Annotated in this window: 19 protein-coding genes; 10 read left to right on the top strand and 9 right to left on the bottom strand. The window is 65.8% G+C overall.

The genetic code is table 11. From position 1 onward, the window contains the following. Window positions 1-110: 110 nt before the first annotated feature. The 4 genes from PBV52_RS28180 to PBV52_RS28165 all read right to left on the bottom strand — a co-directional run bounded on the left by PBV52_RS28180 (window position 111) and on the right by PBV52_RS28165 (window position 5,082). The gene (locus PBV52_RS28180; protein ID WP_274242005.1) at window positions 111-2,786 is read right to left on the bottom strand and encodes a KGGVGR-motif variant AAA ATPase; all 2,676 of its coding nucleotides are present in this window, start codon (window positions 2,784-2,786) and stop codon (window positions 111-113) included. A 5-nt stretch (window positions 2,787-2,791) separates the two neighbouring features. Beyond that, window positions 2,792-3,208: a hypothetical protein gene (locus tag PBV52_RS28175; protein ID WP_274242004.1), complete on the bottom strand. Its 417-nt coding sequence runs from the start codon at window positions 3,206-3,208 to the stop codon at window positions 2,792-2,794. A gap of 63 nt (window positions 3,209-3,271) precedes the next feature. Continuing rightward, complete coding sequence (locus tag PBV52_RS28170; protein WP_274242002.1) at window positions 3,272-3,817, bottom strand: flavoprotein; 546 nt, start codon at window positions 3,815-3,817, stop codon at window positions 3,272-3,274. Further along, a complete protein-coding gene (locus PBV52_RS28165) occupies window positions 3,814-5,082 on the bottom strand; it encodes a helix-turn-helix domain-containing protein (RefSeq protein ID WP_274242000.1) in 1,269 nt (422 codons plus the stop codon). Before PBV52_RS28165 ends, PBV52_RS28170 begins: the two co-directional genes overlap by 4 nt. 175 nt (window positions 5,083-5,257) lie before the next feature. Between PBV52_RS28165 and PBV52_RS28160 the strand changes: the two genes are divergently transcribed. The 7 genes from PBV52_RS28160 (at window position 5,258) to PBV52_RS28130 (ending at window position 11,547) form a co-directional block, all read left to right on the top strand. Then, complete coding sequence (locus PBV52_RS28160; protein ID WP_274241999.1) at window positions 5,258-5,695, top strand: ATP-binding protein; 438 nt, start codon at window positions 5,258-5,260, stop codon at window positions 5,693-5,695. A 2-nt stretch (window positions 5,696-5,697) separates the two neighbouring features. Next, window positions 5,698-7,017, top strand: a complete 1,320-nt coding sequence (locus PBV52_RS28155) for a UDP-N-acetylglucosamine 1-carboxyvinyltransferase (protein WP_274241997.1) — start codon at window positions 5,698-5,700, stop codon at window positions 7,015-7,017. Continuing rightward, window positions 7,014-8,243, top strand: a complete 1,230-nt coding sequence (locus PBV52_RS28150; protein ID WP_274241996.1) for a metallophosphoesterase — start codon at window positions 7,014-7,016, stop codon at window positions 8,241-8,243. The genes PBV52_RS28155 and PBV52_RS28150 overlap by 4 nt, the downstream gene beginning before the upstream one ends. Continuing rightward, window positions 8,240-8,779, top strand: a complete 540-nt coding sequence (gene dcd / locus PBV52_RS28145; protein ID WP_266924742.1) for a dCTP deaminase — start codon at window positions 8,240-8,242, stop codon at window positions 8,777-8,779. The genes PBV52_RS28150 and dcd overlap by 4 nt, the downstream gene beginning before the upstream one ends. Continuing rightward, window positions 8,776-9,312 (top strand): deoxycytidine triphosphate deaminase, encoded by a 537-nt coding sequence (locus tag PBV52_RS28140; RefSeq protein ID WP_274241995.1) that lies wholly within the window; start codon window positions 8,776-8,778, stop codon window positions 9,310-9,312. The genes dcd and PBV52_RS28140 overlap by 4 nt, the downstream gene beginning before the upstream one ends. Next, window positions 9,309-10,406 (top strand): glycosyltransferase family 4 protein, encoded by a 1,098-nt coding sequence (locus PBV52_RS28135; RefSeq protein ID WP_274241994.1) that lies wholly within the window; start codon window positions 9,309-9,311, stop codon window positions 10,404-10,406. The genes PBV52_RS28140 and PBV52_RS28135 overlap by 4 nt, the downstream gene beginning before the upstream one ends. A gap of 88 nt (window positions 10,407-10,494) precedes the next feature. Next, window positions 10,495-11,547: a serine hydrolase gene (locus PBV52_RS28130; RefSeq protein WP_274241992.1), complete on the top strand. Its 1,053-nt coding sequence runs from the start codon at window positions 10,495-10,497 to the stop codon at window positions 11,545-11,547. Between the two features lie 235 nt (window positions 11,548-11,782). Here PBV52_RS28130 and PBV52_RS28125 read toward each other — a convergent pair whose 3' ends face one another. The 3 genes from PBV52_RS28125 to PBV52_RS28115 form a co-directional block, all read right to left on the bottom strand. Then, the gene (locus PBV52_RS28125) at window positions 11,783-13,330 is read right to left on the bottom strand and encodes a ThiF family adenylyltransferase (protein WP_274241991.1); all 1,548 of its coding nucleotides are present in this window, start codon (window positions 13,328-13,330) and stop codon (window positions 11,783-11,785) included. A 471-nt stretch (window positions 13,331-13,801) separates the two neighbouring features. Next, window positions 13,802-14,356 carry a hypothetical protein gene (locus PBV52_RS28120; protein ID WP_274241990.1) on the bottom strand — a complete coding sequence of 185 codons (555 nt, stop codon included), beginning with the start codon at window positions 14,354-14,356 and terminating at the stop codon, window positions 13,802-13,804. Next, window positions 14,353-14,673, bottom strand: a complete 321-nt coding sequence (locus PBV52_RS28115) for a hypothetical protein (protein WP_274241989.1) — start codon at window positions 14,671-14,673, stop codon at window positions 14,353-14,355. The genes PBV52_RS28120 and PBV52_RS28115 overlap by 4 nt, the downstream gene beginning before the upstream one ends. Before the next feature lie 94 nt (window positions 14,674-14,767). On the opposite strand from PBV52_RS28115, the gene PBV52_RS28110 reads away from it, so the two are divergent. The 3 genes from PBV52_RS28110 (at window position 14,768) to PBV52_RS28100 (ending at window position 17,877) form a co-directional block, all read left to right on the top strand. Beyond that, complete coding sequence (locus PBV52_RS28110) at window positions 14,768-15,655, top strand: ImmA/IrrE family metallo-endopeptidase (RefSeq protein WP_274249631.1); 888 nt, start codon at window positions 14,768-14,770, stop codon at window positions 15,653-15,655. After that, complete coding sequence (locus PBV52_RS28105) at window positions 15,645-16,079, top strand: helix-turn-helix domain-containing protein (protein WP_274241988.1); 435 nt, start codon at window positions 15,645-15,647, stop codon at window positions 16,077-16,079. Before PBV52_RS28110 ends, PBV52_RS28105 begins: the two co-directional genes overlap by 11 nt. A gap of 433 nt (window positions 16,080-16,512) precedes the next feature. Next, window positions 16,513-17,877 carry a hypothetical protein gene (locus PBV52_RS28100; RefSeq protein ID WP_274241987.1) on the top strand — a complete coding sequence of 455 codons (1,365 nt, stop codon included), beginning with the start codon at window positions 16,513-16,515 and terminating at the stop codon, window positions 17,875-17,877. A 102-nt stretch (window positions 17,878-17,979) separates the two neighbouring features. On the opposite strand, the gene PBV52_RS28095 is transcribed toward PBV52_RS28100, so the two are convergent. Both PBV52_RS28095 and PBV52_RS28090 read right to left on the bottom strand, forming a co-directional pair. Further along, window positions 17,980-18,939 (bottom strand): hypothetical protein, encoded by a 960-nt coding sequence (locus tag PBV52_RS28095; protein WP_274241986.1) that lies wholly within the window; start codon window positions 18,937-18,939, stop codon window positions 17,980-17,982. A gap of 1 nt (window position 18,940) precedes the next feature. Continuing rightward, window positions 18,941-23,440 carry an AAA domain-containing protein gene (locus tag PBV52_RS28090; RefSeq protein ID WP_274241985.1) on the bottom strand — a complete coding sequence of 1,500 codons (4,500 nt, stop codon included), beginning with the start codon at window positions 23,438-23,440 and terminating at the stop codon, window positions 18,941-18,943. Window positions 23,441-23,540: the final 100 nt, after the last annotated feature.

Here is a 23,540-nt window from a genome sequence, read left to right as displayed (position 1 = left end):
GACAGCGGCGTGGGCGTCGAGGCATTCCCGAACGGTGCCGTCGCAGCGCACGTTGACTCAGTGGAAGAGGTAGTCGTCTCTGTCGCCAGAAGATAACGGTGTTCCGGGCTTCACAGACTTCGAACCACGCGTGCCCTGCCCTGTGTGCGGAATCCGAGCGCATGTCGGTAGATCTCAGGCATTCGGTAGCGGCCGTCGGCGTCTCTGGCCAGCGCGCCCCACTGCTCCAGGGCATCGACGTCATCCGAGGTCAGGTTCAGGTCAGCTGCATCAAAGGGCATCTTGACGGAGTCCGAGAAGGTTGCCATGTGCCGCAAGAGCTTCCCGAGGCGAGGGTTCTCCTGGTTGATCTCCTCCACCTTTGCACGACTGCACGCACCCAATGCACGACGCATGGCCGCAGGGGTCAACACGCGGTCCGACCAGCGCTCGTCGCCGGTGGACGCGGCAGCCGCCTCGCGCAGGAAACGGACGACATCGCGGGCTTGGATCTGTTCATTGAAGTCCGCAAGAGCCGCAGGGACCCACCTCTCTGTCCACGCTTCACGCGAATTCTCGGTGCCGAGCTTCGCGCCCCACAGGGGAAGGAGCGCCTGGACGATCTCCTCGAAGAACATGTCCGCGATCGGCGACTCTGGCGTACTTACTGCGCTGGCACTTGACGCAATCCACAGCGAGAGTCGGAGTGCGTCTTCGGTGTCCCAGCGGAGCTCGTAGGGCGCATAGCGGTCGAGGAACTGCCCGAGGTTCTGCTTGATCGCCGCGCGAACCAGGTCCTGACGCACGAATACCACGAGGCCGAGCGAGCGATTACGAAGGCGCCGGAGCCAGGCTGGAACCTCAATCAATAGCGTTCGAAGGGCGATACGCCGAGGCTCCGAATCCAGGGAATCCAGCCAGTCCTCCAAGCCGTCGATCACGAAAAGACAGGCTCCGGACGTGTCCAGGGTCCGGCGGATTAGAAATTCTTCGGCAGAATCTTCCTGTGCAGCACCGGCTGACCAGGCCAAGCAATCCAGCCAGCGCAACCTCCAGAACTCTGTGTCATGGGCACGGGCATCCCCGAGGCCGGCGTTTAGATGGCTTCGGATTTCATCAGCGGTGACGCCTCGCCCATCTGCCGCGCGGTCTCGGAGCGACTGCGGTGACAACCCGCCAGTTTGCGGCTCCGCGATGTTGGCCGGGTCCAGGACAGGGACGACCATTGCTGTGCGCTCGACACTCTGATCGTTCTCGCGCGCAAAAGCATCCCATGTCCCCGCAGTGCACATCCTGGCGAACGTAAATGTCTTTCCTGCGCCTTTCGCGCCGACGACGACCGCCACTGGAAGGTCGGTGCTGTGATCTGCAATCAGGCGACGTACCGGCTCGGTTGTGAGGAAACCGAGACTGGAATCCATACCCTGTCGCTCAGCGAAGACGAGACGACCTGCTGTGCTTTCCAGCGCACGTCGACGCTCGTCCAGGGTTGACGGCTGGTCCGCGGACGTCGGTCCTGCCCGCTTGACGCTTGGTGCGAACTCACTGAGCAAGCCGGGCAGACCACAGCGCCGGATGACCTCCACAACTGCGTCCCAGCTCTGCGGCAGCGCGAGCAGCTCTTCGCGGAATGGACTCAGCAGCGGCTTGGTCAGGACTTGTTCGTCAACCGCGAGATCCTCTGAGGTGTACTCATCAGTGGCCGCCACGGCAATGGCCGACGACAGCGCTGCGGAGAGGCCCCTTCGTGCTTCCTCGGCATGCAGGTCATGGACGTCGAGTCGGTACTGCGTCACGATCGCGCCGGGGGTCGGATCCGTTCGTGCTACCGCCGGAGACTGGGCCCCCAATTGTCGGATCATGGTCTCGGTCCCCTGAAGGGATTGGCTACTGACTGTAGTGACGAAGATCCGAGTAACGCGGGGGTCCAGCAAGATGGGCGCCGCCAGCTCAGATGCTCCGGCACGCAAGTCCAGTACGACGGTGTCGACTTCAGCCGCGACAGCGAGGGCCGCAAGAGATTCACTGAGAAAGTACGGTGAACGATCCTCGGTCAATAGGTCGGTGGGACCGATGCGGGGTGGGCCGAGCCGGACACGTCGGCTGACGGGTAGCACGGTCACACGGCCTGGCCCCGGATAGCGCGAGACACGCTGGTTAGGAAGGTACGCGGCAGCGATTTCCACGGCCTGGGTAGGGTCGCCCTGCTTGGAAGCGTGCAGGAGGGCGAGCACGTCCTCGTACGCGATATCACAACGCCCACCCTGCGCTTGGTACATCCAGGTAATGCCGGGGGCCTCCAGGTCAGCGTCCACGAGGAGAACATGCTGGCCTTGGGAGGCCAGGAAGTCAGCCAGCGCCACGGCGTGCAACGTGCGCCCCACGCCGCCCTTGAAGGAGTGGAATGCGATGAGTTGCTTGTCGCTAACGAACTGAGCATTCTCTGGACGCGGCAGCGCGTCCCCCAGCGCCGAGGTGACACGACGTTCACTGAGTTTTGGACGGCGTGGGGCTGCTCCGGAATCGATCGCTTCAACCAGGCGTACAGGCAGCGATTGGGGGGTGTGAGATTTGGGACGGTCCAGGGCGAGTTCCAGGCCCGCGCCTGGTTCAGTGGCTGATCCGAGGCCGAACTGGCTGTCCAGCCAGTCGCGGACGGCCGCGTTCTCAGTACCCGGCCGAACCGTCAGCTCCAGTGCGTCCCACCAGGCGTCGACCTCAAGCAACCACTGGGGCCACCGGCCCTCGACAGCTGCCAACGCCAGTTGAGAGTCGATGTCCACCCAGGTGAAGAGCTTGCCAGCCATAACGCTCAAGATCCTTTCCTGGCGTCCTTCACCAGTGACTTCAATGCTTCCAGCGCAGCCTTCTGATCATCTGCGCGCAGTTCTGCACCATAGCGCCATGCCTCATGCAGCTGATGGCTCTCGATCCAAGTACTGTCCTTGTGGCGACGGCAGCGCAATGGGTCTTGCCCGGGGGTAGGGTCCTGCAGATTCAGTGCCTTGGCCAGGCGGCGCAGATCGTGCGATCGCAGGTCGCTGGGTAGGGCAGATGTGTCTTCGCGCTGCAGAATCCAGCGCAACACCTCAGCCTTCAACCCGCACTCGGCAGCATAGAAGAGCAGTAGCCCGCCGCTTGCCCCATCCCCTGCTTGCTCTGCGGCCTCTCCCTGCTTCGCGAGCCGCTCGCGGCTTCGCCGCAGCTCGCTTACCCCCACATCGACCATCGCATCAGGATAGTGGCGGAGGAGCAGCTCCTCCCAGAGATCCTGGCTGGGGTTCCTGCACAGCTATTTCAACTTGGGCTCCAACAAATCCAGTGCCTCGTCCCAGTGGAATCGGTCGGCGCCTCCGCCAGCCTTGGGCTTGTGGGGCTCATGCGAGCCGATCAGGACGCCCATCTCACGCAGCTGGTCCAGACTCCGACGGTAGGCGGGGTGGGCGGCCTGAGCCGCATTCAGGTACGGCAGGACGGCGGTGGGAATGCCCATGCCGTACGCCTCGCACAGGATGCCCAGCGCGAGGGTGTCGGAGATGCCGGCAGCCCACTTATTGACCGTGTTGAAGGTGGCCGGCGCGACCGCGATGGCGTCCGCGGGCGGCAGAGGGCGGGCCTCACCGGGCGTGCGCCAGGCAGAGCGGATCGGGTAGCCGGTCTGTGCCTCGATCGCCTCTACGTCGAGGAAGCCGAGGCCCTGCTGAGTGGCGACGACGCCGACGTCCCAGTGCCGCTCCTGCGCAGCGGTGATCAGCTTGCCGACGTCACCAGCGATGCCGCAGGCACACACTACGACGTACAGGAAGGGCTTCTTCTCCGTTGCGGCTGGCTCACTCACGCAGGAACTCCCAGTTGGCGGCTGAAGTGGTGCAGTTCCGGCAGGGTACGGCGACGGTCGCGGGCGGCCATGTCGGCGACCAGGTCGCGGACGGCGGGTCGGCGTACGTCCTGGGCGGCACAGGTCTCGGCGATGCGCAGGGCCTGGTAACCGTCGGAGAGGCGTCCCTGCTGGCTGTAGGCACGAGCCGCCTCCACCCACAGGGCCGCCCGGCGCTCAGGGACCGGGATGTGCCGGCGCATGAGTGGGCGGGCGGCCTGGAGTGCGAGGCCGGAGTCGCCGAAGGCCACCAGAGCACTGAGTTCGTGGAGGGCGAAGTTGGTGGGGCTGAAGTTGGCCCAGGCATCGGGCCGGTCGAGGGACACGTACCGGGCCACCTCTTTGGCCTCAGCGAGGAACTCCTCGGTGGCCGCGCGGTCGCCACCTCCGCTTGCTGCAGTCACGCCACGCAGCAGCAACAGCCCGACAGCCGCGAGGTCCTTCGGAGAGCGGCGGTCGTAGGAACCGGTGAGCTGATCAGCAGTGTGGCGGACAAGGGTGACGGCCTGGGCTGTGTGCTTCTCGCGGGCCAGAACGTGGGCCTGCACGCGGACGCTGGAGGCCAGCACCACCGGGTCGCCGGAGCGTTCGGCCTCAGCCATCGCACGGCCGACCGCGAGCCAGGCATTGCCCTGGTCGTGCTGCTTCAGCAGGAGACTGGTGGAAGTCTGGTACGTCGTGGCCAGCAGCGCGGACAGCACATCACTGTCCGTCGTGCTGCTGGAAGCCAGCCTGAGGTCAGCGATCAGGCCGGGCAGGATGCGCTCCAGCTCCGCATAGTCGCAGGTGTAGAACAGCTTGCGAGCAGCCCCGACCCGCTCCCGGAGAACCGCTGTGTCCAAGGGGGCATCTGTGCCCGCCAGGCTCAGGCCGGGCAGGAGTGCCTGGACGAGATCGTCGTGGGCGGCAGCGGAGGTGGCCGGGGTTGCGAGCGCGGCGATGCTCGCAGCAAGGAACGTACGGCGGTGCATGTCGTCTGCTTCGGGATCGGCAGCGGAGGCTTCGGAAGTGGCGAGGCCCAACTGCTGAGGTGGGATCTTGAGTTCCTGCGCGACGGCACGCAGGACGCGAATGTCCTCTGTGCCCCGGCCACCTTCCAGGCGACTGACCTTGGACTGGTGGTAGCCGAGCGCGGCGGCGACGTCCTTCTGCGAGCGTCGCTGTAACACCCTTGCCTGACGGATCACTTCACCGATCCGTCTCGCTTCGCTGTGTGCTTCGGCCATCTGCCACGGCCCCTTCCGCCGCCGCCGATCCTGCCTGCTCAACCGAGGGTAGATCAGCCGTACTTCGCCGTGATGCAGCTCCTGCATAACCGATGCAGCGCCAGCACCTGGGCTAACCACTCGCCGCGACCAGCTGGTTGCGTGAAGTGGCCGCACCAACCTCGGGAGGCCGCTCATGGCAGCGCACCAGCTCAACCTGTCCCTACCCGCTACCCCCACCGCGGTCGCCTCCGCCCGGCACCAGGCCGCAGAGGCGATACAGGGCTGGGAAGCGGATCTGGGCGACGAGGTGGTGCACACCGCCGAGCTGGTGATCAGCGAGCTGGTCACAAACGCCGTCCGGTACGCCGGCTGTGGTCAGGTCTCCATGGGGGTGCGGCTCATTGAGGCCGTCCTACGCGTCGAGGTGTGCGACTCCAGTCCGGTGCTGCCTCGGCCCGATTTCCCGGACGAGCACAGCGAGAACGGCCGGGGCCTGTTCCTCGTCGCCGCTCTCACCGACCGGTACGGCGCCGAGCCGACGCCCACGGGCAAACGGTGCTGGGCCGAGATCGCCCTGACCACCGGCCCGGACCACGAAATCGCCGTCTCCCTTCCCCTCCAGAGGAGTTGATGATGCCGACCACCCGCACCCCGGCTGTCGCAGCCGAGGTGATCGCCGTACGCCCCGGTCCCCCGCTCTCGGGCGCCGTCGCCGTGGACGGCTCGAAGAACGCCGCTCTGCCCCTGCTGGCCGCCGCGGCAGCCCTCGGCCGCCCGGTGCGACTGGGCAACATCCCGGCGAACACAGACGTCCAGATCATGCAGGCGCTGTTGCAGCAGGCGGGCTGGCACGTCGCACATCCGGCGGGCGAGCCGACGACCGCAGTGGTCCTGCCGACGGAGAGTCGGCACACACATCCCGACCTGGCTCAGGCCGCCCACATCCGCGCGTCGTACTACCTGGTGTCCGCTCTGCTCGCCCGCCACGGTGAGGCCCGCCTGCCCTGGCCGGGAGGCTGCCGGATCGGCGCCCGCGGGATGGAACTGCACTTCAAGGTCTACGAGGCGTTCGGCGACCGGAGCGCGTTAGACGACTCCGGCTACCGCGTCGAGGCCGTCACGCCGCGCACCGGCACGGTCTCTCTGGTGCTGCCGTTCCGCTCCCGTGGGGCCACGGTGGCCGCCGTCCTCCGCGCCGTGACGACCGGTCGCCCGTTGCGACTGGGTGGCCCAAATCTCTCACCGGAGGTCCTGTGCGTGCTGGACGCGCTGGACGCTGTGGGCTGGGAGATCCGGGTCGACGAGGATGTTCTGACCCTCTCGCCACCGTCTTCCGGGCAGGGAGACACCGCGGTGTGGGAGGTACCCGGAGACAAGATCGAGGCTGGCACCCTGGCCTGCGCCGTCGCCGCCACGCGTGGCGAAGCATGTATCAGGGGCGTAGGCGGCAGGGATGTGGAGCCACTGGTCTTGGCTCTCACGCAGTTGGGCATTCCTGCCGACGTCGAGGGCGATGCGCTCTCTGTCCGCGCCCAGGACGCGAAGCCGGCAGGGCACCCTCTGCGCGCCATCGCCTCCCTCAGCCCGGGCGGCCTGGACGCCGACTTCGAACCGCCCCTCATGGCACTCGCCCTCGGCCTGCCCGGCACCCATCTCTTCGCCGACGCGATCAATCCCGGCCGCCACGGCAACCTGCTGCCCCAACTGGCCCGCCTCGGAGCCGGCATCGAAGAGATCTCCCCCACCGAATGCCGTCTGACCGGCCCCCAACGACTGACCGGCGCGGGCGTGGAGGCAACCGACATCCGCACCGGCTCCGCCCTCATGGTCGCCGGCCTCACCGCGCGAGGCGTCACCACCGTCGGCGGCCTCGACCAACTCCGCCGTGGTCACGCCGACCTCCCCGGCAAGCTCCGGGCGCTGGGTGCCGACATCTGCGAGGTCACCCCATGACCGCCACCCGCACCCTGCGCCAGATCGTGGCCACCACCGACGTCCACTCCACCCTCGACCACGCCGCCCCGTTCCTGACCCACCTCCACGTTCTCCGCCCAACCTCGCTCGTCGTGGACTGCGGCGACTTCTTCGAAGGCTCGGGCTACTACCGCCTCGCTCACGGCGCCATCGAGCGCAAGATCCTGCTCAAGCTGTACGACGTCCTGGCGCCTGGCAACCACGGGTGGCTGCACCACTTCGAACCCGACCTCCACTGCCTCACCGTCTGCGCCAACGCCGTCCATGCCGACACAGGCGACACGCTCTTCTGCCGCGTGCGGGTCGTCGAGATCGACGGCCGACGCGTCGGCGTCACCGCGGTGATCGGTCGGCAGGCTTTCCACTCGATTCCCGTCGGCCAGCGCGCCGAACACCGCGTCACCGATCCTGTCCAGGCGCTGCGCCAGCTGATGCTCGCCCACCACCATGAGGTGGACAGCTGGATCCTGCTCAGCCACTCCGGGTTCGACGAGGACCTCAAGCTGGCGGCTGCATGCCCGTTTCTAGACGTGATCTTCGCCGGGCACTGCCACAGCGATCAATCCGGCCCGGCTCGGGTGGGCGACACGCTCATCGTCAAAGGACGGGAACTCGCCGACGGGTACGCGGTTGCCACGCCGATCGGGCCGGGCTGGGGCGCCGGCACCACTCGCTTCCCGGACCGGAAACCAGCCGCTGTTCCAGCCGAACTGTCAGAGGCGATCAAAGAAATCGGGAGAGTCGGGAAGGAGTTGGCAAGCGGCCTCGGCCCCGTCGCTCGGGCGTATAGCCACCAGACACCCGATCGCCGCGGCCTGCTCCTCGACCTGGCCACGCGTCTGCGGAGCGGACTCGGCGTCGACGCAGTCATCCTCAACCACACCGCGCTGCGGCCTGTCCCGCTCGACGACATCCTCACGCTGGGCGACCTGCTCGCCATCGAGCCCTTCGGCAACCAGCTCGTTCACGCCCGTATCCCAGAACACTTCCGTCAGGACGTTCACGGCCTGTTGACCGCCCTCACGGAACAGGCCGGTCCTCTCGTCGCGTCGCCGGACCCGTTGCCGGACGGCATCACCACGGTGCTGACCACCGACTACCTCGCAGACAACTACCTGGCCGGCCGCTCACACGCAGCAGGGCTGCTCCTCGGTCAGGCCCTCAAGCACGTCCTCACTGCGCCCGCCGACGGAGGCACGCGATGATCCTCACCGGCCCCGAAATCACCGCCGCCGCGCACGACGGCCGCCTGCGGATCACGCCCTTCGCCTCCGAACAGGTCAATCCCAACAGCTACAACGTCCGCCTCGGCCCGATCCTGCTCACCTACACCGCCGACGTCCTGGACGCCTACCAGCCGAACGCCACCACCGAGTGCACGATCGGACCGGACGGGTACGTCCTCCAACCCGGCGAGCTCTACCTCGGCCACACCCTCGAAGAGGTGGGCTCCGACGTCTTCGTCCCGCTGCTGTTCGGCCGGTCTTCCGTCGGACGGCTCGGCCTCTTCGTGGAGATCACCGCCCCCATCGGGGACATAGGCTTCCACGGCCAATGGACCCTGATGCTCACACCCATCCGCCCCCTTCGCGTCTACGCGGGCATGCGGATCGGACAGATCATGTTCTTCGCCTCCACCGGCCCCATCTCGCCGTACGCAGGCAAGTACCAGGCTGCGACCGGCCCGCAGCCCTCCGCCTACTGGCGCGACGTGACCAAGCTCCGGGCGGTGGCCTCGTGATCCTCACCGGACTCGCGATCGCCGCCGCTCAAGCCACGGGCGAGATCGTGATCGAACCGTACGACCCGGCCCGCCTCTCCCCCAATGCCTACGACTGGCGCCTCGGCGACACCCTGCGCATCTGCGACGCCGATCTGGACGCGGCCTCTCCGACTCCGTACGCCGAGACCGCCATCCCGGACTCCGGATATGTCCTGCACCCCGGCGTGCTCTACCTCGGCATCACCCACGAGACGACCGGATCGGAGATGTACGCCCAATTCCTCAACGGCGACCGCACCATCGGCGCGCTTGGCATCTGGGTCCATGTCTCCGCCCCACTCGGGCATCAAGGCCACGCCATCCGCTGGACCCTGGAGATCCGCGCCGCCAGACCGGTCCGCGTCTATCCACGGATGACCTTCGGCAAGCTCGTCTTCCTCCACAGCCTCGGCACCCCGGCCAGCTACCAACAGTACGGCCTCAAATACACCGCGACCGCAGGCATCGACATCTCGCACCTCTACGAAGAGCTCCCCGGAGGTGCCACGTGAGTCCACGGGTAGCGACCGTCCTCGACCTGCCCTTCGGCAGCGCCGGCGGCAGTGTCGAACTCTTCCTCGACCTCTACACCGGCAAGAACCCACCGATCTCGGCCAGCGCCTTCATGCTCGCCCCGCAAGCGCCTCCGCCCCACCTACCTGCGGAGCTGGAGCTGGTGGCCGTACCTGGTAAATGCCTCTCCGGGCCTCCATTCACGGCGTACGTCAACGCGTTGCGCCGGTCCCTGACGCAGCGCATCGACCCGTCCAGCGTCGATGTCCTCCACCTCCAACACCTCACCTTCGGCGGAACTCCAGCCCTGATCCGCGCCCTACCCGCACACCCTCGCATCGCGCTCGTCCACGGCACCGACCTGCTGTTCGCCGAATCCCACCGCGACCAGCTGCGTGTCCTGCAGGAAACCGCGCGTCTCGCGGACGCCATCGTCGTCCCGACCGGCGCCATGGCGGATCGGCTCCTTCAGCTCGCGCCCACCACGGAGCGCAGGAAGATCGCAAAGATTCCCTGGGGCATCCCCGACCATCTGCTCACCACCCCACCGCCGCGCCCGGCCCGCCGACCGACCGGACACCTCCGGCTGCTCTACGCAGGACGCCTCACCGCCGAGAAGGGCATCGAGGCACTCCTACGCGCGATGCCCGTAGCCCAAGCGGTTGAACTGAGCATCGCAGCGCCTCGTCACCAGTTCCATGGTCTGGCCCCACTTCTGCGCCAGCTCAAGGTCCACGTCCGCTATCTCGGCTGGCTCAGCCGTCCACAGCTGTGGAGAGCCTTCGCCGACCACGACGTCCTCGTCATGCCCTCGACCACCCTCGAAGCCATGGGCCTGGTCGCTCTCGAAGCCCAAGCCTGCGGACTACCGGTCGTCTACCAACCCGTTCCAGGGCTGAGCGACACGCTCGCCGCAACCGGCCTGGCAACCGAGTTCACCAACCCAGCCACCGTCGCCCAAGACCTCAACCGGCTCCGCTGCACACCCGGCCTACTGGCGGCCCTGAAAGCTGCGGGCCGCGCCAACGCCGCTCGCTATCCCCTCTCGGCCACCGCTGCTGCCCTGGCCGACCTCGGCAAACAGCTCATCTGACCTGTTCGTGCCGCAGCCGGTTCCGTACCGGCCGCCTCACTACGCTGACCACCGGGACATCTCACGGCCCACGATCGATCGGGAGACCATGGCGCTCGACCTCGACACCGACCGCATCCACCGACTCCTCCACGACGGTGCAGGCGACAAGATCTACCCGGGAGCCGTGTGGGCCGTCGGTGACGGCCGGGGAACCCAGGCCAGCGGCACCACAGGCGTCCTGGATCCCGAGCGGCCCGACGAGCCGATGCGGAGCGACACGGTCTTCGACGTCGCCAGCCTGACCAAGATCCTCGCTGTGTGGTCGGCCATCGGCTGTCTCGTCGAGGACGGCAAGCTCCAACTCGACGCGCCACTGGGCGACTTGTGGCCGGAAGTGAGCGGACATCCACTGGCTCAGGTGACCGCACGCCGCCTGCTCACCCACACCGCCGGCGTACCGCTCCGGGCCAACCTCAAGAACCTGTACGGCACCGACCTGCAGGACGTCCGCGACGGCGTCCTCCGTGAAGCCCTGCACCGGCCGCCTGGTGAGGCCGTGGAATACACCGACCGCGCCGCCCTCATCCTCGGCTACCTCGCCGAGCACCTCTCCGGTCAGCGGCTCGACGCGCTCGCAGCAGAACGCGTCTGGCGCCCGCTGGGCATGGCACAGACCTGCTTCGGGCCGTTGAGCCCCGATGTGGCCGCCCGCTGCGCACCGACCGAACTCGACGACGGCACAAGAACCCATCTCAAGGGAACCGCCCACGACTTCTCCGCTCGTCTGCTCGACGGGGTGTGCGGCATCGCGGGAGCCTTCTCCGTCCTCGACGACCTCGTCGCGTTCCTGCGCTATCTCCTCGATCCGAACCGACTGAACGCTTCACCCGGATTCGGCGCGGACTGGATCAAGGAATCTCTCCAGATCCACACTGGTGAACTGAACCCACCCCGGGGCCTGTTCTGGCACCCCGCACCAGGCACGACGTCGGAAGCCGACGACGTCTGGGTGCACTACGGCTTCACAGGCACCGGCATGTGGCTCTCCCCCAGGAAGGACCGCTGGGCAGCTCTGCTCACCAACAAGCTCTACTACAGCCGGGACCGCGAACCACTCACCCGCGTCCGCAACGAGTTCCGCTCTCTCGTCTTCGCCTGAACAGCGCCGGTTTCAGGCTCTGGCCAGGCGGCTATCGAAGCCGGCGCGGACAAGGCGTTCGCACTCGTCGTGGATACGGCTCGGTACGTCCTGCGATCAAGAGTTCGCGCCAGAGCCCAAGGCATGAGCCCGACAGCGGAGATCTTCAACGTCATCGGTTCCGGCCCCAACAGCGACTGAACGACGGCCGATCTGGGCGACTAGCCCAACTCAGTGGTGCGGACAGCCGCAGTTCTCACGCAGTATCATCTGGACCGGCCGTCGGCATAGTGAATGACCCTCCCCTCGCTGATGCCGTGCGGCGCCGCCACACACCCAGGGCACGATTCGTGGGCGCGCACGCAGGACACTGCGGATCACGTGCTAGACGGCTACTTGCATTGACCAGAGCTGTGGGCTTGAGGAACTGGAACGTTACGTTGTTGTGGTCCGGCTCGCCCGGATGCATGGGCTGACCCAAGAGCAACTTGATCGTTTCGGCGGCAAGTAGGGTACCCGCCATCGCGGAGGTGAAGCCGACCGCGAAGCGAGCTTGATGAGGCTCAGCTTGTCGGCGCAACGATTCGAGAAGCCGTGTCCCGACCTCACCGCATTCTCCGCGATCGAGCCATCGTTGAACCTCCGACCTGGAAATGCCGACGTCTGCGGCGAGGGCCAGTGCAGCTTCCTTTCCACCTGCTCGGACATGGTCGCGAAGCTCGTCGTCACCGGTGAATGCTTCAGGCGGGTTGAAGCAACGCAGGCACGCCCCGACACCCGGCGGTCCGATGCGCAGGACTTCTGCTCGCAGATCCAAGGTGCTCGCCGAGAGCATGCTGGGCGCGTAACGGTTCTGGAGCTCGCCGCGCGCGCGGTTCGTATCGACGGCAGAAACCAACTGGCCTGGGGTCAGCCCCAGTTGCTCGAAGCGGGCGTTGTGCGGTCGCCAGAGAATATCTGCATCTGCTGCGACACCGGCCGCGCACTCCGCCTTTGGCAAGCCGATATGGTCGTGGCCGAACAGCGGGCAGCGGTTCAGGTTCGTGGTCGTGACCCCTTCCTCGTCCCCGTCGGCCAAGGTCACTTCCCCACCAAGTCCCGGAGCTGCCCACAAGGCATGGGCCCAGGTGCTGCCGACCGCGCCCACACCCGCAAGGGCGGTTCCAGTCAGGTCCAGCTCGGCAAGTTCGTTTGGGGCATCCGGCGCGGGGACAGTACTCAACCTCTGGCCCCAGCAGTCCCAGCCGTACGTTTCGGTGGGCGCGTCACCGTATCGAGGCAGACGGACGCTCAAGAAGACCTCGGCGGCGGCTAGCGCAGCGGCAACGTAAGGGCCGAAAGGCAACGGGCCTGACGCCTCGCGGACAGGAATCGGATGATTGCTGACGCCGCCCCACCATCCGTATCCTGCAACAAACCGCAGATTAGGGTGCGCATCGCGGCGCTGGGACCCGATCACGATCAGGGTGTCCGCTGGCGCTGCAGTGCGCGCCGAGGACACGGGGACTGCGCCGATCGCCTGCCCTCCTCGTACCAGGGCCTGGTCGAGCGGCAGATCCCGTCGGGCAAGTGGCACAACGCGTCCGGCCATAGGCACGTCCGGCGGGCACACAACGTGAACGGCCTGGATCACGCCATCCGCGCGAGCCAGGAGGTTGATCAACATCCAGGCCGTGTGCTGGTGAGCGACAATGTGGGCCGAGCACGGATCAACGACTACCGCCACGGCCACCGGCTGAAGATCCGTGAACGGAGTGAGCTGGCCTTTGAGGTCGCCTTCGTGTCGGTCTGAGATGCGTGCCACTGAGTGCTCCTGTGATCAATGAGGCTGGGCACCAAGCGCAGCACTTGGTGGATCTCGTCCCCAGATATCCAGCACCACCCCTCAGGACCGCGCAGGTGAATGCCTGCTTGCAGTGGCGTGGGACGTCGGGCGGCGTGGTGAGGTAGTACGAGGGAAAGCGCCCCATCCATCTGGCTGTAGGCGTTCTGGTCGTCCACCCATGAGTGCTGGACGTGGTGATTGCCGTGGGTGTGCACCTGAGCCAGTCTCACTAGACCGAGGCGCTCGAAGTGTGCGCCGGCCTGGTTCATGGCCGCTGAGGTCACCTGGTAACGACCTGGGCTGGTGATCGCATCGGGAACAGTCACGGTGGTTGCGATCCCGTGGAGGACGCTGTCATCACTGTGGAGACGCGCGCCGTCGAGGTACGCCACTCGCTCATGGTGAGGCGGAGCCAGCGCGAAGGCATCGAGCAGTTCCCCCCAGACCGCTTCAGGGATGAACAGCATCGGCAGGCCCTTTGTAGTTCGGGCTATCCAGGGCGTCTTGGATACGACTGAGCGTTGCCATCAGTGTGTGTCGCCCCTGCTGCCACTGCTGGCCCGCGGTGGGGCTATGACCTGTGATGTAGTACTCGAACGTCATCGAGCAGCACACCAACTGCCGGGATCCGTCGGCATAGCCGTAGGCGGCATGGATCGCGAACCACGGCAGGGGTTCCAGAGCCGGAAGCCAGCGGCTGCCAGCTGGCGCCGAGGACCAGGCAAGCGGTGCGACTGTCCCCGTCGCCTCCGGCTCCGGCGGACATACGAAGGCCGTGGTCGGTGGGTGCAGGTCGTAGTACTCGGCTCCCAGCTTCACGTAGAAGCGATCTCCGTCGCCGCCCATTCGGCCCGCCTTGATCTCGGCCACGACATGCAGCGGGTCGAGCCAGGTAAAGGCCCAACCATCCCTCCGAGCGAGCTCGCTCACCAGCGCCCGCTCAACATGATCCGCGAACACTGCGGCCGCGATCTGCGGATCAGCCGGAGACGGTGAGGACATCACGCCCCGCCGGTTCCACCGACGAAGGACCAGTGCAGGTCCTGGCAGTGCCCCTGTCGGAGATACTCCTCCAGCGTCAGCGAAGCGAACTGGAACACGTCCTCCCCGTTCCGCCGACATGTCAGCCGGTCTTCGGCGTCCCGTACCCGCCGAAACTCCTCATACATCGCGGCGATGATCGACTCGATCGTGTCAGTGACCTCACGGCGGAGCTTGATGGTGTCACCGCTGTCCTTGTTGTCGATGGTCACGACGCGCGTGCGGTCGTGACCTCGGCCCTCCGTCTGCACATCCACAGCGGTTCCCTTGTCTGTCGTCACAGGAGACTCCTGTTCACTAGAGAGTCAGGAGTGTTCCCGACCGAGAACGATCGTAGCGTTCTCGGTCGGGAACGCGCTACTCTCAACCGTGAACATGCGTCTGTCGCCGCTTTCCGCCCTAGAACTGGCTCGGCTGGAGTCTCCGGGGACGCCCGACTCCCAGCTAGTGGTGGAACTCGCCCAGGAGCTCCTCCTGGAGCTGGGTCTCGAGCCGCCCATTAGTCATGACATCGTCGCCTCGATGCGCGACGTGATCAGCATCGATGAGGCGGAGATACCTTGGGCTGGCTGCCTCGTCCCTGGCGAGGAGGGGCTTGCGATCACCCTGCGAGCCGGTGACAGCCATGGAAAACAGCGCTTCACGGCTTTCCACGAGATCAAGCACACGTTCATGCCAGGCTTCCGGTCGGTGCCCCAGTACCGGTGCGACCCGGCCGCACCTCCACCCGAGACTTCGCCGCGGAACGCGAGTCTGGAAGCACTCTGCGATGTCGGCGCCGCAGAGCTGCTGTTTCCTCGCAGCTGGTTCTCCGCCGATCTAGCTGGCAACGAGCCGACTCTCGATCTCATCGAACGCCTCGCGATCCGTTACGACGCCAGCCTTGAAGCCACAGCGCGCCGACTAGTGACGCTGTATCCCGAGCCAGCGCTACTCGTCGGCTTCGAGCCGGCGTGCAAACCGACACAGCCCAATGCTCAGCCGGCGCTGCGGGTCCAGTGGGCCTACACCAACACAAGCGGCTCCTGGCCTTTCGTGCCCAAGCACAAGTCCGTCCCTGAGAGCAGTGTTTTCGGCCGGGCCCTGAACGGAGAGCGCGTCGAAGAGTCGGCTACCCTCAAGGGCTTGACCAGCGCCTCGACATGCCCAGTCCATGTCAGCAGCCGCCTCTATCCCTACATTGACAACCAAGGGGAGCAGCACATGCGTGTACTTGCGCTGATCACACCCACTCGCAAACGCAGGTCGAACCATGCCGCCTGAGGCACAGGGGCGTTCGCGTGCGACGAACGAAAGCGACAGCGGGGCCGGTGGGAGGATCCGCCGATACCGGCTGGAACGCAGCCTCAGCTTGAGCCAACTGGCGGAACGGGCCTCTGTCAGCAAGGGGTACCTGTCCAGCCTTGAGAACAACCCCGAAGCCCGTCGCCCCTCAGCCGAAACGCTTTACGCCATCGCCAAGGCGCTAGGCGTCACAATGTCCGATCTTCTCGGGCGCAAGCTCCTCTCGGCCCCTAGCGTCGAAATCCCAGACAGCCTCCGTGAATTCGCTGATCAGGAGAATCTCCCTGAAGCGGACGTAAGAATGCTGAGCCAGATCCAGTTTAGAGGCGAGCCCCCTCGAACGAAGGAAAGGTGGCAGTACATCTACACTGCCATCCGGACAAGCGAATCCATGGATGGATGATCTCCAGAAAACCCTCGCCTCTGTATACACCTTACAGAGGCAAGTAGGCGGCAGAGCCAAACATCCTTCCAGCACCGCAAACACAGTGAGCCGACCCCACCCGATGGTGCAACGGCGACGCCCTCCGCCAGCCCATTACTTGACCCACGTCAAACACCTGCAAACGCTCGCCAATGGGCTGGCCACTCGGGGCGGGACTGTCGCCCGCCTAGCCGCCGGCTACTGGAAAGGCGCCACTGGCTCACCGCCGAGATCCGCTCCTCCGAAGCGGAGTTCAGCGCCTGACCACCGACGCAGAGCAGCCAGCTCGCATGCCTCTGTTACGCAGGCATGCGCACTTGCGTGCGCCCCGCACTCGGGGCATAGCTTTCCACCTTGACGTGTACAGATCGCGTGGACACTGGGGGCGTGCAGGTTGAAGGCGAAACCAAGGGTGACGAAAGGCGTGTTACGGGACCTCGCGCAGCCGTCGAACGTAGCCGTTCAGTCGGACGTGGCGCTGGTCGGCAGCGTCGAGACGGCCGTGGCAAGGGATGACAAGAAGCGTGCAGAGAAAGGCACCTCGCTCCGGCGGAAGAGCCGCCTGGAGGCCCTGCCAAGGGCGGAACTTGGGCAGTCAGTAGAGCTGGCTCCATGGCAGGTTCTGCACGATCTCGCTCAGGCTCTCTCCCTCTCTCGACAAGGCGCTGGGCGCGGTCTCGCCGAACATTGGGGAAGCCTCAAGTACAGCCAGGCTCTCGATGCCGTAGCGGAGAGCTATGTACAGTTGTCCGCCGAAGCCAAAGGGATAGCCCGAGACTACAAGCGTCTGCAGTCGCGAGAGTTGGGACAGGGTTTCGCCCTTGCCCTAACACGGCACACCCTCGGGCGTCGCTATCCAGATCGCTTCGTGTCTTTCGTCAGCGCCGATGTAGTCATACGCGCTGGATGGTCCAAGGGCTCAGCCGGTTACCCCTACCGCCCCGACTTCTTCGCCGAGGTTTGGAAACCGGGTGAGCCGTCACGTGTCTTCCCGATCGCGACCGCGGGGCACCATGGAGGGCCCAAACCTTCCTACACCCAACTCGCTGCGCGCTCGGCCCATGTCGAAGCCATGCACATCGGCGCGTGGAACGAAACACCGTGCCTTGTCTTCAGTACGGAGTTCCCTTCGGAAGGACCCGTCACAGTCCATGTCCTGCACGCACGTGGAGAGGACGGCTGGTTATACGGCTCGCCCGAGAATCCGCTCCGGAGCTTGAACAGTCCAGCCGAAAACAGAAACATCGTGCCAGGCATCCAGCTTCCCGCCCACGGTGACGGCGTTCCTCAGTCCGAGCCCGGTTTTCATGTCCAGTCCCAGGACTCGGCGTGGTTCCAGCAGGTCGTGGCACGGACAGCGACCGCCGGAACAGCTGCCTTCTCAGGCGACGGCGCTACAACCGCTCGCTACCTCACCACCGACCAGGGGAGTCGACGCTACGACGCCGGTATCGCGCATGCGGCCTCAGGAAGTGTCCAGGACGCGGCGTACAGGCTTCTCGGCATCCCCTTCGTCGGCACGGATCACGTCTTCCGGCTGAACAACAAGCGCGTAGAGGCATTCTCCGGAGTCGCAGCCGATCTCTTCGCCCTCCTCTCCGCTGGGAAGGCCGAGGAGTACCGCAGCGAAATTTACGCAAGGCGCGGCACCTGGCCAGGGCAAACGTGGGATCCGAAATGGGGAGGCCCTGTCTCGATCCAAGAAGACGGAACAGTCCTGGCCATGCGCCTATTGCGTTTGAGGAACAGCACGAGCACTGCGGACGCATCGACGTAACCCGTCTTCAGGCTCAGCGTTCTATGTTCTGCGCTGGCGGAGGAGGCGCCGTCAGACGCTCCGCACTTTCTCCGCCCACGCTGGATCGAATGCACCCCCGGTTCATGTGCCCGCGGTTGTTCCACCGCCCGGACGGCGACGAGCGACAGAGGCCGGCGTTGGGCGTTGTGCGGAGGCATTGGGGTTGCGGCCACGACCTCGATCAGCGGCCGCACGCGGAGAAGGCGGGGCAGGGGGCGCCGTCGCTGTCGCCGCGAGATCATTCAGCGTGGCATTCACCACCGGCCAGCACATGTCGAGCGTGTCACGGTTCGGGCTGTGTCCGTTCTGTTTCTCCGCCAGGGGATGGACGAGATTCCTGCACTGCCGGATTAGCTCCGAGGCCAGTTTGGCATCGTGCTCGATCCATTTGTTTTCGTACGCGAAGTCCAGGAAGTCTTTCAGTCCCATGTTCCGCATCGGCTTCGGCATGCGTACGCCTGCGGCGCGCGTCTGCGCGGCATGTGCGAGCACCCCTTCCAGGAGGCTGCCCAGCATGATGACCGCTGACGTGTAGGCGCCGTGCTCGTAGCAGATGCGTGCCTCGTCCAGCCGGAGTTGCACAGTGGCGGCAAGTTTCGGGTCGCTCACCACCTCCGTCACGGAGACCTTCAGCTCGACACGCCGCAGCTGCCGCACCTCGTCCTCGAAACCGGCTTCGCAGCGGACGAAGACCGGCTGGCCTCCGTCCTCTCCGATCCGACGACCGTCAAGCACGAGTATCTCGTTCAGCCGCTTCAGCGTGGCGCGGTACTCCTGCTGCTGGTTGTAGTACTCAAGGCGGTTCGCCAGACGCAGGATTGCACGCTCGGCGTCGTCCGTGCCGTCCTCCTGCCGCTCCTTGAGGAGTTCCCGAGCCCACTTGTGCCTCGGAGTGCCGTCGTACTCCGGAACGTCGTCCCAGCCCGCCCGCTGGAAGAACGCGGCGATCTCGTACCCCTTCCGATAGAGCAGCGGCGTCTCGTCCCCACAGATCAGGTGGGCGATCTCCGTCAGCGTGCTGTCGTCGAAGATCTCGTTCACATCAGGCTCCTTCGAGAGAGACGGACGCATCCTCATCGAGCATGGCGTCGAGTTCATCGGTGGTGAGGTCGGCATCGTCCATCTCGACTGGGGACCAAGTGCTCCCCGAGTCGCCTTGGACTTCCTCGGTGACTCCAGGCCGGATTCCCAGAGCGTCAAGACGCTTCCACAACGGAGTCAGCGAATCCTCCGCAGAGAGGGCGAACTCGCTGCTGCGTATGCGCCAGAACTGCCAGCCGGCCCGGCGCAGTTCCCGCTCTCGCTCGTAGTCGTCACGGATCTGGTCAGGGGTGGAGTGATAGGGGCTGCCGTCGCACTCCACGGCGAGGCGTCCCGTCTCTCCGACGACGACGAGGTCGATGCGTTTGCCGCTGACTTCCCACTGGGGGACGACGTGGTAGCCGCGTTCCTTGATCTTGATGAAGACTCGCTGTTCAAACAGGGAGTCGAACGGTCGGCAGAGTTCGTCTGGCGAAACGGCGGAGAGGCTGGGAGAAGCGCCCTGGAGTTCCGGCGGCGACTGCATGTAGGTGAGCAGGGAGTGCCGCAGGTCCGTGCTACGCAGTTGGTCCGGTGTGACGGAGGTGAAAAGCCACATCTGGTCGCGGGCCCGGCTGGCAGCCACATTGAAGCGCCTTCCGTCAGCCCTGCCAGTCAGTGCCCGGTTGTTGTCGGCGTCGATGACCAGCGACAGCAGGATGACGTCTCGTTCATCCCCCTGGAACTGTTCAGCCGTGCCGACACGTATGTTGTGCCGCTCCCGGACCGCCGCGTCGATCTCCGTATCAATGAGATCTTCCAACAGCCGCGTCTGGTGGCCGGAACGGAGCACGATGACTCCGAAACTCCGTTCCGCGTACGCCTCGTCCTCCGACAGTTCGCGCAGCTTGGTGACGACACGTTCAGCCTCGGGGCGGTTCACCAGACGCTCTCGATGCCCCTCACAGTGACCTTCGTGGACATGGACGACTTCGAGGGGCTTGAGCCGGTCTGCTCCGTACTGCCGCAACGGCACGAGTTCGTTGTCGGGATAGAACTGGGCGGAGGACCACTTAATGATCTCCGGCATGCACCGGAAGTGCTCAGTGAGCCGGATCGTCTGGCTGAAGCGCGCGGACAACAGGTCGTACAGGTTCGACTTGGGGTTGAACCCGTCCCGTTGCCAGTCAGTGAGATGAGGCAAGCGTGTGTCGAGGCTTTCGTTGATGCGGTCGTGCTTGCCGCCCGTGAAGAACGGGGCGCATTGCCGGTCGTCACCCACGACGATGATCCTCGGAGCGAGCCACAGCAGCATCAGTCCGTCCAGGCCGACCTGGCTCGCCTCGTCCACGATGACGACGTCGAAGGCGTCCGGCTCGGGGTCGATCATTTCGGCGACCTGCTTGATCGGCATGACCCAGGCCGGGACTGCCCCACGCGCATCACGCATCGCGGAACGGGCCGCCTTCAGGTGCCGCTTGCTGAGTCCCGTTGTTCCCTTGCCGGCGTTCGCCGTGGCCGAGGCATAGGCGCTGAGTGCCTGTTTCTGGCCGACCGTCATCCGAGACAGGCAGTGGAGCAGCGCTCTGTCGGCGGCCAATTGCGTCACCGTGTCCGTCAACCGAGCCTCGACTGCTTCCAGCTCCCCCTCCAGCTTGGCTTCCCTTCCGGGTGTCAGCATCGTGTCCTGGAAGGTTCGCGCTTGCCGCCAGGCCCATGCCCCGGCCAAGTCCACGAGGCGGGTTTCCCAGGCTGGCTCGGTGGGAGATTCGGCGAAATGCCGGGCCAGTTCGGCATGATCCTCGGCCAATCGCTCAAGGAGCTTGCGTGCCTCCCGGCGATCAGCCTCACGATGGAACGCCTCGGTCAGAGCGTCGATCGCGGACGCATACGCCTGCGGGTCACGAGCCGCGACAGCCCGGTGCACCTCCGCCAGTTCGGCCACTCCACGGGCATCGGGCCGCGGGAACTGCTCAGCGATGGACCGCAGCTTCTCTTCCGCCTGGCGGGCATGGAGCAGCCGTTCCGCTCCGGTCGCGGACGTACGTACGTCGTCCCACTGCTCTGCCGTTCGTACCGTGGCCTTGATTCGGGCCTTGAGAAGGACACCGTGAACCGTCCGCACGGACTGGGTGAACTCGTCCACCGCGCGGAGGGTAGGCATCCTGTCCAACAGCTCCGACAGAGCCACCTCGGTGGAGCCTTCGGCCGCGGGCACTCCGACGCCCTGCCACCGCTCGTTCAGCTGCCGAACGCACTGGCGTGCCGCCAGGTGAGCCACCAGTGCAACAATCTCTTCCGGTGTGTTGGGCAGTCGCCCGTCCACCCGGCAGCCTTGGAGAAGACCCTGAGCCTCCTTCTGTACCGCCTTCGGAGCCAGCTTGCGCAGCTTGCCGCCACCGCGCATGAACTGTTCGAGGTCCCTTCCGGCAGCGATGAGACGTGATTCTTCGGCAAGGGCCACCTCCGGCACGTCCAGGACGGCGAAGGGAATGTCACGAAGAGTGCTCTGCACTTCCTCGGCGCGAGCGGCCGACCGGCGCACTCCATCCCACAACTGCTGCCGCTGCCCGGCCATTCCGTCCTGCAATGCCCGGGTGGTCCATTCTTCGGGCGGCCAGGCAGCGGGGTCGCCTGGCAGCCCCTCGCTCTGAAGCGCGTGTTCCGCAGCGTCCAGCAGCCCCACCAACGTCGTGATCAGCTCGCTGCCCTGATTCGCGAGTTCAAGGGCGAGCGCATCGGACGCTGCTTCGGCGCAAGCGCGCACGGCAGCGTCCAGGTCAGTGACCGCCTCTTCGAAGAGAATGGGTGCGATGAAGTCCGAAGGGTCCGGGCAACGAGCCGCATGCTCGTCCAGCACCACAGCCCCGTGCCTGGTCACGAGGCCAAGCAGACGTTGGGCTTCGTCCTGGCTCAGTAAGGGCTCTCGCGGTGCCGCAGCAGGCAGTGCGGGCATCCAGTCGTGCTTCGATGCGTTGGCCGTAACCTTCTCGACGATCGCGGCAAGCCGCCCGCTGTAACCGGGGGCCACGTCGAGGTGCTCGTACCACTCGCCTTCACGAACGGCACGAAGATCGTCACGTAGCCTTGCGCGGCTGCTCAACAGTTCCGAGCGGGCCGCCTCCAGGCTCTTGATCCTTTCAGCGAGACGCTCCGGCGACTGTGTGGCACTGAGCTGGGACAGTGCGCGAACAGACTGCTCCAGGTCGTCGCTGCCGTCATGGCGCCGATCGCCCTGCAGGACACACAGGCTGCGCAGCTTGTCGGGCAACTGCTGGCGCAGGACCTTCAGGGCCTGCCCCTTCTCGCTGGTGACCAACACCCGCTTGCCATCGGCCAGTAGGGCGCACACCAGGTTGGCGATGGTGTGTGTCTTCCCCGTACCGGGCGGGCCTTGGACGACGACACCGGTATCCGTCTGGAGGCGCCTCAGAACATTTCGCTGTGCGTCGTTCGAAAGCAGCGGAAACAGTGGGTCAGGACCGAGGGCGGGCTGCACTTCGTAGCCCCCCGTCGTGCCCCACGCCCTGCGGTCTTCTGGTTCCAGTTGGTACAGCAACTGAGCCAGGCCCAACGGGCTGATGGCACCGGGTTGGGCGAGGCGGTTCGCGATACCGTCGTAGAAGTTCACGAGGGCGCCCTGGCCCCGCTGGCGAAGGATGATCGCCGGCGCAAAACCCAGGGTGGGTACAGGCAGTGCCAGATCGGCAGGTGGGCGGCCCCAGCCACGGTGGAACCCCACCGCGCGATCGGTGCCGAACGCCCTCTCTGACCAGCCGCCGAGCACTTCCAGGGCGTCGGCGGACAGCGGATGGAATCCTTCGGTGCTGACTCGTTCCCGCAGCGAGCCCAGCAAGCGTGCGCTGTAGCCCTCGTCTCCGTCCAGGAACTCGCTGTCTTCCAGGCGTGCTGGGTCGCCTGGTGCAAGGACGACTTTGACGGAGATGTCCTCAGGGTTCACGGTGAGGATGAGGGGCGCCGTCAAAATGTGCCGGGCGACGCGCCCCGACGGACGTGCCGCTCCGATCGTCAGGAAGCCGGCGCCCAGTACGGCTTCGTATTCCTCGCCGTCCTGCTGAATCCTGGTCGCCATCCGATACAGCTGCTGATGGAGCTCCCGGTACGGCTGTTCTGCGCGCTCGCCTTCCGACCACTTGCGCCACGCTGCGACCCACCGCGTGTAGGCGCGCAGCACGTCCTGCGCATCCTCCCGGCGTATCTCGAAGACCTCGAACAGATCTCCGTCCTCATCCTCCTCCCACCCCTGGCCTGGTCCCGAGTCCGCCAGCGGCGGGGGTTCCTCCGCCGCGGTGACAGCAGCCTCGGGATCGACCCACCCCTCCAGCACGGCAGGCAGGACAGGCGCTGGACGGGGCGGACGATGCTCCACGTTGAGCAGCGTCCGGTACCCATCTGGACGTCGTCGAAGCTCGTCGTCCGGCAGACCGGAGAGCCAAAGGACCTCTGGATACTTCTGCCAGTCCCGCACGGGCTTGTGCGAACTCCGTACGATTTCGCGCATGTATTCGATGAGTTGGCGAGTGTGATGGACCGCCTCCGCATTGCTCGCGCGGAGTCCAGCGTGAAGAGACACCTATCCCCCAAGGCCATGGCTCGACGAA

The sequence above is a fragment of the Streptomyces sp. T12 genome (genome assembly GCF_028736035.1).
In the GTDB taxonomy this organism is placed as follows: domain Bacteria; phylum Actinomycetota; class Actinomycetes; order Streptomycetales; family Streptomycetaceae; genus Streptomyces.
This window is presented reverse-complemented; position numbering and strand designations above follow the sequence as displayed.

Coding starts and splice junctions, on each gene's coding strand:
- PBV52_RS28110 (WP_274249631.1), top strand. CDS start 14,768: ATGCGTCTGTCGCCGCTTTCCGCCCTAGAACTGGCTCGGCTGGAGTCT.
- PBV52_RS28150 (WP_274241996.1), top strand. CDS start 7,014: ATGACCGCCACCCGCACCCTGCGCCAGATCGTGGCCACCACCGACGTC.
- PBV52_RS28105 (WP_274241988.1), top strand. CDS start 15,645: ATGCCGCCTGAGGCACAGGGGCGTTCGCGTGCGACGAACGAAAGCGAC.
- PBV52_RS28165 (WP_274242000.1), bottom strand. CDS start 5,082: ATGGCCGAAGCACACAGCGAAGCGAGACGGATCGGTGAAGTGATCCGT.
- PBV52_RS28160 (WP_274241999.1), top strand. CDS start 5,258: ATGGCAGCGCACCAGCTCAACCTGTCCCTACCCGCTACCCCCACCGCG.
- PBV52_RS28090 (WP_274241985.1), bottom strand. CDS start 23,440: ATGCGCGAAATCGTACGGAGTTCGCACAAGCCCGTGCGGGACTGGCAG.
- PBV52_RS28155 (WP_274241997.1), top strand. CDS start 5,698: ATGCCGACCACCCGCACCCCGGCTGTCGCAGCCGAGGTGATCGCCGTA.
- dcd (WP_266924742.1), top strand. CDS start 8,240: ATGATCCTCACCGGCCCCGAAATCACCGCCGCCGCGCACGACGGCCGC.
- PBV52_RS28130 (WP_274241992.1), top strand. CDS start 10,495: ATGGCGCTCGACCTCGACACCGACCGCATCCACCGACTCCTCCACGAC.
- PBV52_RS28180 (WP_274242005.1), bottom strand. CDS start 2,786: ATGGCTGGCAAGCTCTTCACCTGGGTGGACATCGACTCTCAACTGGCG.
- PBV52_RS28175 (WP_274242004.1), bottom strand. CDS start 3,208: ATGGTCGATGTGGGGGTAAGCGAGCTGCGGCGAAGCCGCGAGCGGCTC.